This is a genomic window from Amnibacterium sp. (genome assembly GCF_051956055.1).
GTDB lineage: Bacteria > Actinomycetota > Actinomycetes > Actinomycetales > Microbacteriaceae > Amnibacterium.
Genome location: NZ_JBQCGC010000012.1, coordinates 46,593 through 60,432, shown reverse-complemented (window position 1 = coordinate 60,432; position 13,840 = coordinate 46,593). Strand labels below are relative to the sequence as shown.

The window sequence follows — 13,840 nt, the reverse complement described above, 5'->3', positions numbered from 1 at the left end:
GCGGAGACGGAGGCGGAACCGGGCGAGCCGCCCCGCCACGCGCCGGCGCCCGATGCGGCGAGCAAGCCGGAGGGTCCGGAGGACCTGCACGAGCCGACGTGGAAGTACTCGCTGAAGAAGACGGCGCAGGAGTTCGGGGCCGACCAGTGCACCGACCTGGCGGCCGCCCTCGTCTACTACTCGGTCCTGGCGCTCGGGCCGGCGGCCATCGCGATCGTCTCGATCCTGGGCCTCCTCAGCCCGACCGCCGTGAGCCAGTTGACCCAGCAGTTCCTTGCGCCGGTCCGGCAGAGCTCGCCCGGCGTCTACAACATCGTCACGCAGCTGATCGACAACGCGACGCGCACGCAGGGCGTCGGCATCGGCCTCGTCGTCGGCGTGCTCGGCGCGATCTGGTCCGCGTCCGGGTACGTCGGGGCGTTCGGGCGGGCGATGAACCGCATCTACAGCATCCCGGAGGGCCGGCCCATCTGGAAGCTGCGGCCGACGCAGCTCCTCGTGACCGTCGCGGTGGTGATCCTCGCGGTGGTCGGGGCGCTGATCCTGGTCTCGACCGGGCCGATCGTGAATCAGATCGCGACGGCCATCGGCATCGGGCCCATCGCGCTGACGGTGTTCCAGATCGTGAAGTGGCCGATCCTGGTCGCGATCGCGGTGGCGGGCATCGCGATCCTGTACTACTTCTCGCCGAACCTCCGGCAGCCGAAGTTCAAGTGGATCAGCACCGGATCGTTCCTCGCGCTCGTCGTGTGGGCGCTCGCGACGGCTGCCCTCGGCGCCTACCTGGCGCTCACCGGCGGCGGCAGCTACGCGAAGACCTACGGCGCGGTCGCGGGCGTGATCGTCTTCCTGCTGTGGCTCTGGATCACGAACCTGGTCCTGCTGTTCGGTGCCGAGTTCGACGCCGAGCTCGAACGCGGCCGCGAGCTGCAGGCCGGCATCGCGGCGGAGGAGCAGATCCAGCTACCGCCGCGCGACACCCGCCAGTCCGACAAGAAGGCGGCCAAGCACGAGGAGCAGGTCGCCCAGGCGCGGCGGCTGCGCATGTCGAGGGGTCGGCGGGACTGACCGCTCCCCCGCCGCGAACGACACCGGCCCGCACACGTCATCGTGCGCGGGCCGGACTGTCGGGTGGAGGCGGCCGGGAAGCGCCTCCACCCAGCTCGGGGTCGTCCTAGTGGACGACGGGACGCCGGATCGCGCCCGGGAGCGGGCGGCGCTCGGCCGGCAACGGCTCTCGGTCGGCGGCGCGACGGCGATCCGCCTTCCGGATCATCGGGCCGACGATCAGGGCGAGCGCGAGCGACGCGACGCACCAGGCGGTGATGCCTGCGAGGACCAGGACCAGGGTGGTGAGCACGGGGAGAGCATGACCGTCCGCAGACCCCCAGATCGGGAGGCTCGCGGCGCGTCGCACGGCGGATCGGGACCCCCCGAAGTGGGGGCACGAGCGGCACCGCTCCCCCGCGGTGCGCTCCGGCGTGTCGCGCCCGGCGAGGCCCCTCGGGAGGCTAGGCCCCGTTCGCGAGGAGCGCGGCGACGGCGGCGAGCGCCTCGTGCGCCTGCGCGCCCTCGGCGCGGACCCGGACCCGTTCACCGTGGCGGAGTCCGAGGGCGATGACGCGGAGGAGGCTCGACGCATCGGCACCGTTCACCGTGACCCGGGCGTCGAAGCCGGCGACGAGCCGCACGAGCGCCGCGGCTGGCCGCGCGTGCAGCCCTTCGGGATCGGTGAGCTCGACGGTCCGCTCGAGCGAGCCCTGGTCCTGGTCCGCGCCCGCGGCGGCGGGCTCCCCCGTGGCGGCGCGGGCCACCGCGTCGAGGTCGTCGCCGGACTCGGCTGCGACCGCCGCGGCGACGCCGCCCTCGACGAGCGGGGCGTCCAGCACGCGCACGCCGCCGGCCGGGGGCGCCTCGAGCAGGTCGACCGCGGTCTCCGCGGTGAGCAGCGCCGAGCCGAGGTCGCCGATCAGGAGGACGCCCTGCCCGCGGTCCGCGGCGGCGATCCCGGCGAGGACCTTCTCGTAGCTCGTACCGATCCCGCCGTCGTCCGTGCCCCCCGCGGCGACGAGGGGCACGGACGGCGCCATCTGCGCGGCAAGCTCGACGAGCCCCTCCGCGATCCGTGCGCTGTGCGAGACGAAGACCAGGCCGACGGGCACGCGTCAGCCCTGCGCCGCCGCGGCCGCGGCGCGGAGCTGGTAGGCGCTCGACTGGGCGCCCGGGTCGAGGTGGCCGGCCGAGCGCTCCCCCAGGTAGCTCGCTCGGCCCTTCCTGGCGACCATCGGCACGGTGGCCTCCGCACCCGCCTCCGCGGCCTCCGCCGCGGCGACGAGGACCGAGACGACGGCGCCGCCGTCCGCGAGGGCGCGCGCAGCGGCGTCGACGGCCGGCGTCCACGCGTCGACCATCGTCTTGTCGCCCGACTCGGCCTTCCCGCGCGCCACGATGCCGTCCCTCGCAGCCGTGAGCACCGCGACCACCGCGGCCGCGTCGAGCTCATCGGCGTCGCCGGCGGACTGGGCCGCCCGCAGGTAGGCGGTGCCGAGCAGCGGACCGGACGCTCCCCCGACCGTGGAGATCAACGTCGTCGCGACGAGCTTGAGCGTCGCCCCCGGAGAATCCGGGGTGGTGCCGTCGAGCTTCGCCATCACCGCGCGGAAGCCCCGGTCGAGGTTCTCGCCGTGGTCGCCGTCGCCGATCGCGCGGTCGAGGCCGGAGAGCTCCGCCTTGTGCTCGGCGACGACCGCGGCGCTCCGCCGCACCCAGTCGAGCGCCCAGTCCGTGCCCAGTGCGTCCACCCTGCTCCTTCCTACCGGCCCCACCGGAGCGCAGCCGTCTCGACGGGTGCGTCCCAGAGCGCCTTCAGCTCGTCGTCCAGCCGCAGCAGCGTGATCGAGCACCCCTGCATGTCCAGACTCGTCACGAAGTTGCCGACGAGGCTGCGCGACACCTGGATGTTCCGTTCACGGAGGATCGAGGCGGCCGCGTCGTAGACGACGTAGAGCTCGATGAGGGGCGTTGCGCCCATGCCGTTGACGAAGAGGAGCACGTCGTCGCTGGAGGTGAACGGCAGGTCCTCCAGGATCGGATCCATCAGCCTCGACACGAGCCCGTCCACCGGCTCCCACTCGATGCGCTCGCGGCCGGGCTCCCCGTGGATGCCGATGCCGATCTCGACCTCGTGGTCGCTGATGTCGAAGCTCGGGACGCCGGCGTGCGGCACCACGGGAGCGGTCAGGGCCACGCCCATCGAGCGCACGTTCCCGTTCACCTTCCGGGCGACGGCCGCGACGTGCGCGAGGTCGTCACCGCGCTCCGCCGCCGCGCCGGCGATCTTCTCCACCAGCACGGTGCCCGCGACGCCGCGCCGGCCGGCCGTGTACAGCGAGTCCTTGACGGCCACGTCGTCGTCGATGACGACCGACTCGACCTGGATGTCCTCGGCCGACGCGAGGTCCGCCGCGGTCTCGAAGTTCAGCACGTCACCCGTGTAGTTCTTCACGATGTGGAGGACGCCGGCTCCCCCGTCGACGGCCTTCGTCGCCTCGAGGATCGGGTCCGGCGTGGGCGAGGTGAAGACCGCGCCCGGCACCGCCGCGTCGAGCATGCCGTAGCCGACGAAGCCGGCGTGCAACGGCTCGTGCCCGCTGCCGCCGCCGGACACGAGCCCGACCTTGCCACGGACCGGCGCGTCGGCGCGCACGACGTAATCGGGATCCGTCTGCACCCGGACGAGCCCGGGGTGCGCTGCCGCGAAGCCCGCGAGCGAGTCCTTCACGACGGTCTGCGGATCACGGATGAGCTTCTTCATCGAAACCTCCACCAGGGGCTGGTCGGCACCACCGCCGACGACGCCGACTCTACGATCGGGCGGCGGTCGCCGCCCGAGCGTGCACAATCGTGCATCGGCCGCGGCCGCCCCGGTCGGGCCGAAGGACTCAGGCGACGAGGGCCCTGGCGAGCGGCTCGTCGAGCACGAGATCGGTGATCAGGCGGGCCGCGAGGGCGCCGCGGAGGCTCGGCAGCTTCGACTGCCCCGCCACCACGCACACCCGCCGCGCGGTCCGCCGCAGCTGGTCGAGGTCCGGACCGGACGCCCTGGCGTTCAGCGCGATGTCCCGCCAGGTGCCATCCCCTCGGTAGAACACGGTCGCCACGTCCCCGACGACGCGGTCCGTGCTGAGCGAGCGGTAGTCCTCCGGCTCGAGGTAGCCGCCGATGTAGACGTGGCTCGGCACCTCGGCGAACGGCGAGCCGAGCCCGAACAGCGCGACGTGCATGTGCTCCTGCACCTCGAGCACGCGGCGCATGCTGCGCTCGCGCCAGAGCGCCCGCTTGGTCTCGGGATCGTCGAAGAAGGCCGGCACCGGGAACTGCTGCGTGTGCGCGCCGTACGCGCGACCGAACCGGCGGAGGATCTCGCTCGCGTAGATGATGCCCGTCGTCCTCGTGTTCCCGGCACCGTTCAGCTGCACGACCTCGGCCCCGTTCAGGGGCTTGGGCACCAGGTGCCGGCTCACGGCGCTCATCGTCGAGCCCCACGCGATGCCGAGGGTCATGTTCGAGTCGAAGAAGCGCCCGAGCAGGCGGGCCGCGGACATCGCCACGCGCTCGAGCCGGTCGACGTCGCTCGTGTGGTCCGGCATGGGGACGAGATGCGCGGTGACGTCGTACCGCTCGCGGATGAGCGCCGCGAGGTTCGCCGCCGACTCGGCCGGGGAATGGATCTGGATGTCCACGAGCCCGGTCTCCCTCGCGTGGCTCAGGAGCCGCGAGACCGACGATCGCGACGTGTGCAGCTCGCGGGCGATCGCCTCCATCGTGAGGTCCTGCATGTAGTACAGGTGCGCGGCGGTCAGCGCCTGCTGCGTCCGGCCCCCTCCCCTGCCGACGAGTGCAGCGGGTGGTGCGACGGTCTCCGCGGTCATCGGTCTCCTGCCCTCCCGTGGACTGCACATCCGTGCCGGGGCACTGCGCGGATGTGCCCGGCAGCCGCAATATAGCGGCTGCACGGTTGTGCACGTCGGGCGAAGGTCCTTGCCGTGGGCGATGAACCTGGGAGTACGGTCACGGCTGCCCCCGGCGCGGACATCACCGGCCGGGTCCACTCGATGAAGAGGCAGGTATGCAGTGACTCCCTCAGTGGGAACGGAATTCCTCTCGGAGCTCGTCGGAACCGCGATGCTGCTCCTTCTCGGTGGTGGCGTCGTCGCCACCGCGATCCTGACGAAGAGCAAAGGTCTGGGCGGCGGCTGGCTGCTCATCAACTTCGGCTGGGGCCTCGCGGTCTTCGCGGGCGTCACCGTGTCGTACGCGTCCGGGGCGCACCTCAACCCGGCCGTCACCGTCGGTCTGCTCGTCGCGGGCAAGTTCACGCAGGGCATCGGCGTCGCGCTGCTCTACATCGTCGCGCAGGTGCTCGGCGCGATGATCGGCGCGTTCCTCGTCTGGCTCGCGTTCAAGAAGCACTTCGACGAGGAGGAGAACGCGGGCACGATCCTCGGCGTCTTCTCGACCGGCCCGGAGATCCGCTCGTACGGCTGGAACCTGATCACCGAGATCATCGGCACGTTCGTGCTGGTGTTCGTCGTCATCGCATTCGGTCACGGCGGGGATGCGGCGACGAAGACGCCGGCGGGGCTCGCGGCGCTGGGTGCGCTGCCGGTCGCCCTCCTGGTCGTCGGCATCGGCGCCTCCCTCGGTGGCCCGACCGGGTACGCGATCAACCCGGCCCGTGACTTCGGCCCGCGCATCATGCACGCGATCCTCCCGATCCGGCACAAGGGCTCGAGCGACTGGGGCTACTCCTGGGTGCCCATCGTCGGCCCGCTGATCGGCGGGGCGCTCGCGGGCGCGCTCTCGTACGTGCTGCTGCCCACCCTCTGACCCACCCACGACCGAATCACCCACGAACAAAGGAGTAACCGTGGCGGACTACGTCCTCGCCATCGACCAAGGCACCACCTCCACCCGAGCGATGGTCTTCGACCACGAGGGCAAGGTGGTCTCGACCGGTCAGCTCGAGCACCGGCAGATCTTCCCCCGTGCGGGGTGGGTCGAGCACGACCCGGAGGAGATCTGGAAGAACACCCGGGAGGTGATCGGTCAGGCGCTGTCCCGTGCCGACATCACCCGGCACGACATCGCGGCGGTCGGCATCACCAACCAGCGCGAGACGACCGTCGTGTGGGAGAAGGCCACCGGCAAGCCCATCTACAACGCCATCGTCTGGCAGGACACGCGCACGCAGTCCATCGTCGACCGCTTCGCGGCCGACGGCGGCGTCGAGCGCTTCAAGGAGAAGGTCGGGCTGCCGCTCTCCACCTACTTCGCCGGCACGAAGATCGTCTGGATCCTCGAGAACGTCGAGGGCGCCAGGGAGAAGGCCGAGAACGGCGAGCTCATGTTCGGCACGACCGACACGTGGGTGCTCTGGAACCTCACCGGCGGCACCGACGGCGGCGTGCACGCGACGGACGTGACCAATGCGTCCCGCACGCTGTTCATGGACCTGAAGACGCTGGCGTGGGACGACGAGATCCTCCGGGTCTTCGACGTGCCGAAGTCGATGCTCCCCGAGATCCGCAGCTCCTCGGAGGTCTACGGCACCGTCGAGTCGTCGAGCCTCCTGCGCGAGGTGCCGATCGCCGGCATCCTGGGCGACCAGCAGGCCGCGACGTTCGGTCAGGTCGCGTTCGAGGTCGGCGAGGCCAAGAACACGTACGGCACCGGCAACTTCCTGATCTTCCCGACCGGGACCGAGATCGTGCACAGCAAGAACGGGCTGCTCACGACGATGGCCTACCGGCTCGGCGACGGGGAGCCGCACTACGCCCTGGAGGGCTCGGTCGCGGTGACCGGCTCGCTCATCCAGTGGCTGCGCGACAACCTGGGCCTCATCGGCTCCGCCCCGGAGGTCGAGGAGCTCGCGAAGACGGTCGAGGACAACGGCGGCGCGTACTTCGTGCCCGCCTTCTCGGGACTGTTCGCGCCGTACTGGCGGTCGGAGGCGCGCGGTGCGCTCGTCGGCCTCACGCGGTTCGTGAACAAGGGCCACATCGCCAGGGCCGCGCTCGAGGCCACGGCCTTCCAGTCGCGGGAGGTCCTCGACGCGGTGAACGCCGACACCGGCGACGAGCTGAAGGAGCTGAAGGTCGACGGCGGCATGGTGGCCAACGACCTGCTCATGCAGTTCCAGGCCGACATCCTCGGCGTGCCGGTCGTGCGCCCGGTCGTCGCGGAGACCACGGCGCTCGGCGCCGCCTACGCCGCAGGCCTCGCCGTCGGGTTCTGGAAGGACTTCGACGACCTGCGGAAGAACTGGCAGGAGGACAAGCGCTGGGATCCGCAGATGGACCAGTCCGAGCGCGAGCGCCAGTACCGCCTCTGGAAGAAGGCCGTCACGAAGACCTTCGACTGGGTCGACGAGGACGTGCAGTAGCACTTCGGCAGGCTCTCCGCACTTCGGCAGGCTCCTGGGCGACCAGGAGCCTGCCGAAGTGCGTTCAGCCTGCCGAGGCGCTCCGAGTCGCGGCCACCCACTCGTCGAGCCGCGCGGCGGCCGCGCCGGAGTCGATCGCCCGCGCCGCGCGCTCGATCCCCTCCCGCAGCCGCTTCGCCATCGGCCGCTCGGCCTCAGACGGGTCCTCGTAGAGGTCCCAGGCGACGAGGCCGGCCGCGGCGTTCAGGAGGACGATGTCCCGGACGGGGCCGCCGGCGCCCGCCAGGGTCCGCCGCACCGCCTCCGCGTTCTCCGCCGGCGTCCCGCCGCGGAGGTCGCTCAGCCGGGCCACGGGGAGCCCCACGTCCGCCGGGTGGACGTCGTGCTCCGTGACCGCGCCCCCCGTGACCTCCCGGATGCGGCTGTGGCCCGTCGTCGAGAGCTCGTCGAGACCGTCGTCGCCGCGCACGACGAGCGCCGTCGCCCCCCGCGTCTGCAGCACGCCGGTCACGAGCGGGACGACCGACGGCGCCGCGACCCCGATCACGTTCGCGTCCGGACGCGCCGGGTTCACGAGCGGCCCGAGGAAGTTGAACACCGTCGCGACGCCGAGCGCGCTCCGCGCCTCCGCGGCGTGCCGGAACCCCGGGTGGAAGGCCGCGGCCCACACGAAGGTGATGCCGACCTCCTCGAAGACCCGCGCGAGCCCCTCGCCGTCCAGCGCGAGGTCGATACCCAGCTCCCCCAGGACGTCGCTCGCCCCCGAGGCGGAGCTGGCCGCACGGTTGCCGTGCTTCACGACGGGTACCCCACACGCCGCCACCACCACCGCCGCGGTCGTCGACACGTTCACCGTCCGGAACCCGTCGCCGCCCGTCCCCACGAGGTCGAGCGCCCGCGCGGGCAGCGGGACGGGCAGCGCGTGCGCGAGCACGGCGTCACGGAAGCCGACGATCTCGTCCACGGTCTCGCCCTTGGCGCGGAGCGCGACGAGGAAGCCCGCCAGCGTGGCAGCGCTCACGTCGCCGGCCATGACCCCCTCCATGGCCCACGTCGCCTCCGCGACCCGCAGGTCCCTGCCCGCGAGCAGCGCGTTCGTCAACCCCGGCCACGTGGTCTCGTCCGACATGCTCCGACCCTACTGAGGCGTCCTCATGCGGATCGCGCCCCCTCCGGCAGAAAAGACTTCGACAACGCGTCGAAGAATCGGCCTGGGAGCAGGCTCGACCGGCCATAATGAAACCGTGAGCAGTGCGTCGGTGCTTCAGAGCGCGAACACCCCGGCGGTGAACCGCCCGAATCCCGTAGCGGTCGGCACGATCGTGTGGCTCGGCAGCGAGGTGATGTTCTTCGCGGGGCTCTTCGCGATCTACTTCACGCTGAAGACGTCGCAGCCGGACCTCTGGACCGAGTCGGTCAAGCACCTGAACGTCACGTACGCGGCGGTGAACACGCTGATCCTCGTGTCCAGCTCGTTCACCTGCCAGTTCGGCGTGTTCGCGGCGGAGCGACTGCAGGCTCGCTCGACCGGCTGGCGGCCGTCCGAGTGGGGCATGGTCGAGTGGTTCTTCCTCACCTACGTGCTCGGCGCGATCTTCGTCGCCGGCCAGGTGTGGGAGTACGCGACCCTCGTCGGCGAGGGCATCGCGATCAACTCCAGCGCGTACGGCTCCGCGTTCTTCCTCACGACCGGCTTCCACGGCCTCCACGTCACGGGCGGGCTCATCGCCTTCCTGCTGACGATCGGACGTGCGTTCGCGGTGAAGCAGTTCGGGCACAAGGAGGCGACGACCGCGATCGTCGTCTCGTACTACTGGCACTTCGTCGACGTGGTGTGGATCGGCCTGTTCCTGGTGATCTACGTCCTGCAGGCGGCGTGAGAATGGCGGCGATGAACTCCGACGACACGCAGCGCCGAGCCCGCAAGCGGGGGCGCAGGTCGCCCCTCGCGAGCGTCGCGCTGGTCCTCACCGGTCTGCTGATCACCGGAGGCGCGTACGCCCTCCTCACCGCGGCCAGCCCGGCCAACGCGGCGGTCGATCTGTCGAGCGCGCAGTCGATCTCGGAGGGCAAGAAGCTCTTCGCCGCGAACTGCGCCACGTGCCACGGGCTGAACCTGTCCGGCACGTCGTCGGGCCCGTCGCTGATCGGCGTGGGTGCCGCGGCGGTCGACTTCCAGGTCGGCACCGGCCGCATGCCGCTCGCGCAGGACGCGCCGCAGGCCGAGGTCAAGCCCCGGGTGTTCGACGAGCAGCAGACGCTGGAGATGGCGGCGTACGTCGCCTCCATCTCCCCCGGTCCCGGCATCCCCAAGTCGAGCGACCTCACCCTCACGGGTGACGCGACCAAGGGCGCCGAGCTCTTCCGGATCAACTGCGCGATGTGCCACAACGTGGCCGGCGCGGGCGGCGCGCTCACCGAGGGCAAGTACGCCCCGAACCTCATGAAGACGACGCCCGCCCACATCTACGAGGCGATGCTCACCGGCCCGCAGAACATGCCGGTGTTCAACGACCAGAACATCACCCCGCAGGAGAAGCAGGACATCATCACCGCCCTCAAGACGCAGAACCAGGCGTCCGGGGTCGGCGGCTTCGAGCTCGGGAGCCTCGGCCCGGTGGCCGAGGGGCTCTTCATCTGGATCTTCGGCCTCGGCGCGGTCATCGCGTTCACGGTGTGGCTGACGGCGAAGGCGAACTAGGACACGGCATGGCGAACGACGAGATGGGTACGGAGGTCGTCCCGGTCGGCGACCACGGGGCACAGGCCAGCGCGGGCACCGCGGTGGAACGCAGCGATGCGCTCCGCAACCCGGGGCTGCCGCCGCACCGACTCCGGGTGACGGACAAGGATCCGAAGGCGGCGAAGCGCGCCGAGCGGATCGTCGTCCTGCTTTTCTACGTGTCGCTGGTCGGCTCGATCTTCTCGATGACGGCCTACTTCGCGTTCCCGATCAAGCCGAACGACCTCGGCTCGGTGCGGCTCAACAACGTGCTGATCGGCCTGGGGCTCGCGTTCGCGCTGCTCGCGATCGGGATCGCCGCGGTCCACTGGGCCAAGGTGCTGATGGTCGACCAGGAGGGCATCGACATCCGCCACCCGGTCCACGGCACCCCGCAGGTGCAGGCGAGGGCGGTCGAGATCTTCCGGACCGCGGACCGCGAGTCGGGGTTCAACCGGCGCGTGCTCATCCGCAACGGCATGATCGCGGCGATGGCCGCGCTGCCGTTCCCGGCGATCTTCCTGTTCCGCGACCTCGCCCCGGCGGCGGGCACGCCCGCGGAGGCGTACAGCCACACGATGTGGAAGCAGGGCACCCGGCTCACGAAGGACCCGACCGGCGACCCGATCCTCGCGTCCGACGTGACCATCGGCTCGGTCTTCCACGTGATCCCGGAGGGCCTGAACAACGCCCCGGACATGCTCGAGGAGAAGGGCAAGGCCGCGGTCCTGCTCATGCGCCTCGAGCCGGGCGTCCTGCACGTCTCGCCCGGCCGCAAGGACTGGAACTACGACGGCATCGTCGCGTACTCGAAGATCTGCACCCATGTCGGGTGCCCGGTGGCCCTGTACGAGCAGCAGACGCACCACCTGCTGTGCCCGTGCCACCAGTCGCAGTTCGACATCACGCACGAGGCGGCCGTGATCTTCGGGCCGGCCGTCCGCCCGCTGCCGCAGCTGCCGATCACGGTCGACAGCGAGGGCTACCTGGTCGCGCGCAGCGACTTCCACGAACCCGTCGGACCGAGCTTCTGGGAGCGCCGCGGTGACTACAACGCCTGACACTCTGAACTACGACCCCACGGCCCCCGCCGACCGCCGCCAGGCGGGTGGCGTGACCGGCTGGGCGTCCCGCTACGTCGACGAGCGGACGGGCATCAGCTACGTCGTCCGCGAATTCGGCCGGAAGATCTTCCCCGACCACTGGTCGTTCATGCTGGGCGAGGTCGCGCTCTACAGCTTCGTGATCATCCTGCTCACGGGGACGTTCCTGACGTTCTTCTTCCAGGCGTCGATGGCGGAGGTCACCTACGACGGCTCATACGGGCCGCTCAAGGGTCTCGACATGTCTGCGGCGATGCAGTCGGCGCTGCACATCTCGTTCGAGGTGCGGGGCGGTCTGCTGATCCGTCAGGTGCACCACTGGGCGGCGCTGCTGTTCGTGGCGTCGATCATGCTGCACATGCTGCGCATCTTCTTCACGGGTGCGTTCCGGAAGCCGCGTGAGATCAACTGGACGATCGGCTTCGTGCTGTGGATCCTCGCGATGGCGGAGGGCTTCACCGGCTACTCGCTCCCCGACGACCTCCTGTCGGGCAACGGCCTCCGCATCATCGCCGGCATGGTCGAGGGCATCCCGTTCATCGGCAGCTGGATCGAATGGCTCGTGTTCGGCGGCCAGTTCCCCGGCACGGCGATCGTCGGGCGCCTCTACACGCTGCACATCCTCCTGCTGCCCGCCGCGGTCGTCGCCTTCATCGCGATCCACCTGGTGTTCGTCGTGACGCACAAGCACACGCAGTACGCGGGTCCGGGACGCACGAACGAGAACGTGATCGGCTACCCGATCCTGCCCGTGTACGCGGCGAAGGCCGGCGGCTTCTTCTTCATCGTGTTCGGCCTGCTGATGCTCATGGGGGCGTTCTTCACGATCAACCCGATCTGGGTGTACGGCCCGTACGACCCGTCACCGATCTCCGCGGGAACGCAGCCGGACTGGTACATCGGCTTCGCGGACGGCGCGCTGCGCCTGATGCCCGGCTGGCTGGGCGGGCCGGGCGGCATCCCGATGGAGTTCACGATCCTGAACACCACGTACTCGCTGAACATCCTGATCCCCATCGTGGTCCTGGGGCTGTTCATCGTGACCGTGATGATCTACCCGTTCCTCGAGGCCTGGGTGACGGGCGACAAGCGCGAGCACCACATCGCGGACCGCCCGCGCAACGTGCCGACCCGCACCGCGATCGGCGCGGCAGGAGCGACGTTCTACTTCGTCCTCTTCGCCGGTGCGAGCTCGGACATCGTGGCGACGCACTTCATGCTCTCCATCGAGAGCGTGATCACGATCCTCCAGTTCATGCTGTTCCTCGGCCCGGTCGCCGCGTTCTTCATCACGAAGCGCATCTGCCTCGCGCTGCAGAAGAAGGACCGGCAGATCGTGCTGCACGGCTACGAGTCGGGCCGCATCGTGCGGCTGCCCGGCGGCGAGTACATCGAGGTCCGCGAGCCGGTCGACGAGTACGAGCGGTGGAAGCTCGTGAGCTTCTACGACTACGAGCCGCTCATGATCCGCCCGAACGCGGACGGCCGCATCCCGATCAGCCAGCGGGCACGGGCCGCGATGAGCCGGTGGTTCTTCGAGGACCGCATCGAGCCGGTCACCTCGACCGATCTCGAGGTCGCGCACCATCACTGATCCGCGATCCAAGGAGGCCGGCGCTCGTCTGAGCGCCGGCCTCCTGGTCGTTCGGCGCGCCCCGCAGCTCGAGGTGCTGATCGGGCACATGGGCGGACCCTTCTGGGCGCGCAAGGACGCGGCGGCCTGGTCCTTCCCCAAGGGCGCGGTCGAGGGCGACGAGCAGCCGCTGGACGCCGCGCTGCGGGAGTTCCAGGAGGAGACCGGCATCGCCCCTCCCCCACCGCCTTATCGCGACCTCGGGACGGAGCGGCAGCGGTCCGGCAAGACGGTGCGGCTGTACACGGTCGAGGCGGAGGTGGACGTCGACGCGTTCCGCCCCGGCACGTTCACGATGACGGTCCGGGGCCGAACGGTCGAGGTGCCGGAGCTCGACCGCCTCCGCTGGGCCTCCCCGGCCGAGGCGCGGGACCTCCTCGTCGTGGGCCAGCGCCCCTTCCTCGACCGCCTCGAGCGCGTTCTCAGACCACCCCGGGCGTCTGGGTGATCTCGAGCGGGACGACGGAGGGCCCGGAGGCGATCGCCGCCGGGCCCTCCGTGTGCGGGCTGCTCGCGCTCAGTGGGCGAAGTAGCCCCTGTAGTACTCGTAGACCCAGCCGACGATCGCGACGAGGAACAGCGCGCCGCCGATGAACCCGATCCAGGCGCCGATGGCGACGCCGAGGAAGCCGAGCGTGGCGGCGGTGGCGAGGATGATCGGCCACCAGCTCCACGGGCTGAAGTGCCCGAGCTCCGGGTCGCCGTCGTCGATGGACGCGTCCAGCCGGTCCTCCGGCAGCGCCCCGCCCTGCGCCCGGAACGACCGGTTCAGGTAGAAGCCGATGAGCAGGGCCATCACGGACACCAGCGAGAGACCGATCGTGCCGACCGGCTCGACGCGGCCGTTGTACTCGATGGTGCACCAGAACGCGTAGATCACCGCGAGCAGGCCGAAGAACATCGACAGCAGCGCGAAGATCGCCAGATTCGCCCGCATG

General features: G+C 70.7%; 15 protein-coding genes. 8 read left to right on the top strand and 7 right to left on the bottom strand.

Annotated elements, in window-relative coordinates; translation table 11 throughout:
- Window positions 1-1,068: YihY/virulence factor BrkB family protein (locus tag ACTHLI_RS02105; RefSeq protein WP_440181170.1), on the top strand; the 1,068-nt coding region annotated here is incomplete at its 5' end.
- A gap of 106 nt (window positions 1,069-1,174) precedes the next feature.
- Here the strand turns inward: ACTHLI_RS02105 and ACTHLI_RS02100 are convergent.
- The 5 genes from ACTHLI_RS02100 to ACTHLI_RS02080 form a co-directional block, all read right to left on the bottom strand.
- The gene (locus tag ACTHLI_RS02100) at window positions 1,175-1,360 is read right to left on the bottom strand and encodes a hypothetical protein (RefSeq protein WP_440181169.1); all 186 of its coding nucleotides are present in this window, start codon (window positions 1,358-1,360) and stop codon (window positions 1,175-1,177) included.
- Between the two features lie 151 nt (window positions 1,361-1,511).
- On the bottom strand, window positions 1,512-2,162 hold the full coding sequence (gene dhaM, locus ACTHLI_RS02095; RefSeq protein WP_440181168.1) for a dihydroxyacetone kinase phosphoryl donor subunit DhaM: 651 nt from the start codon (window positions 2,160-2,162) through the stop codon (window positions 1,512-1,514).
- A gap of 3 nt (window positions 2,163-2,165) precedes the next feature.
- The gene (gene dhaL, locus ACTHLI_RS02090) at window positions 2,166-2,792 is read right to left on the bottom strand and encodes a dihydroxyacetone kinase subunit DhaL (RefSeq protein ID WP_440181173.1); all 627 of its coding nucleotides are present in this window, start codon (window positions 2,790-2,792) and stop codon (window positions 2,166-2,168) included.
- 20 nt (window positions 2,793-2,812) lie between these two features.
- Window positions 2,813-3,814, bottom strand: a complete 1,002-nt coding sequence (gene dhaK, locus ACTHLI_RS02085; protein WP_440181167.1) for a dihydroxyacetone kinase subunit DhaK — start codon at window positions 3,812-3,814, stop codon at window positions 2,813-2,815.
- A 127-nt stretch (window positions 3,815-3,941) separates the two neighbouring features.
- The gene (locus ACTHLI_RS02080; RefSeq protein WP_440181166.1) at window positions 3,942-4,931 is read right to left on the bottom strand and encodes a sugar-binding transcriptional regulator; all 990 of its coding nucleotides are present in this window, start codon (window positions 4,929-4,931) and stop codon (window positions 3,942-3,944) included.
- A 253-nt stretch (window positions 4,932-5,184) separates the two neighbouring features.
- On the opposite strand from ACTHLI_RS02080, the gene ACTHLI_RS02075 reads away from it, so the two are divergent.
- Together ACTHLI_RS02075 and glpK are read left to right on the top strand one after the other, a co-directional pair.
- Window positions 5,185-5,889, top strand: a complete 705-nt coding sequence (locus ACTHLI_RS02075; RefSeq protein WP_440181165.1) for an MIP/aquaporin family protein — start codon at window positions 5,185-5,187, stop codon at window positions 5,887-5,889.
- A gap of 40 nt (window positions 5,890-5,929) precedes the next feature.
- Window positions 5,930-7,444, top strand: coding sequence for a glycerol kinase GlpK (gene glpK / locus ACTHLI_RS02070; protein WP_440181164.1), 1,515 nt, complete (start codon window positions 5,930-5,932; stop codon window positions 7,442-7,444).
- Window positions 7,445-7,508: 64 nt separating this feature from the next.
- On the opposite strand, the gene trpD is transcribed toward glpK, so the two are convergent.
- Window positions 7,509-8,573: an anthranilate phosphoribosyltransferase gene (gene trpD / locus ACTHLI_RS02065; RefSeq protein ID WP_440181163.1), complete on the bottom strand. Its 1,065-nt coding sequence runs from the start codon at window positions 8,571-8,573 to the stop codon at window positions 7,509-7,511.
- A 115-nt stretch (window positions 8,574-8,688) separates the two neighbouring features.
- Here trpD and ctaE point away from each other — a divergent pair, with 115 nt between their 5' ends.
- Genes ctaE through ACTHLI_RS02040 form a run of 5 tightly spaced genes read left to right on the top strand, consistent with a single transcriptional unit; the run spans window position 8,689 to window position 13,350 of the window.
- A complete protein-coding gene (ctaE, locus tag ACTHLI_RS02060) occupies window positions 8,689-9,324 on the top strand; it encodes an aa3-type cytochrome oxidase subunit III (protein WP_440181162.1) in 636 nt (211 codons plus the stop codon).
- An 11-nt stretch (window positions 9,325-9,335) separates the two neighbouring features.
- Window positions 9,336-10,145, top strand: coding sequence for a cytochrome bc1 complex diheme cytochrome c subunit (gene qcrC / locus ACTHLI_RS02055; RefSeq protein ID WP_440181161.1), 810 nt, complete (start codon window positions 9,336-9,338; stop codon window positions 10,143-10,145).
- Between the two features lie 8 nt (window positions 10,146-10,153).
- The gene (qcrA, locus tag ACTHLI_RS02050; RefSeq protein WP_440181160.1) at window positions 10,154-11,227 is read left to right on the top strand and encodes a cytochrome bc1 complex Rieske iron-sulfur subunit; all 1,074 of its coding nucleotides are present in this window, start codon (window positions 10,154-10,156) and stop codon (window positions 11,225-11,227) included.
- Entirely contained in the window at window positions 11,211-12,863 is a 1,653-nt protein-coding gene (gene qcrB, locus ACTHLI_RS02045) for a cytochrome bc1 complex cytochrome b subunit (RefSeq protein WP_440181159.1), read from the top strand. Before qcrA ends, qcrB begins: the two co-directional genes overlap by 17 nt.
- Window positions 12,838-13,350: an NUDIX domain-containing protein gene (locus ACTHLI_RS02040; RefSeq protein ID WP_440181172.1), complete on the top strand. Its 513-nt coding sequence runs from the start codon at window positions 12,838-12,840 to the stop codon at window positions 13,348-13,350. The genes qcrB and ACTHLI_RS02040 overlap by 26 nt, the downstream gene beginning before the upstream one ends.
- 69 nt (window positions 13,351-13,419) lie before the next feature.
- Here ACTHLI_RS02040 and ACTHLI_RS02035 read toward each other — a convergent pair whose 3' ends face one another.
- Window positions 13,420-13,839 (bottom strand): cytochrome c oxidase subunit 4, encoded by a 420-nt coding sequence (locus ACTHLI_RS02035; RefSeq protein WP_440181158.1) that lies wholly within the window; start codon window positions 13,837-13,839, stop codon window positions 13,420-13,422.
- Window position 13,840 lies beyond the last annotated feature (1 nt).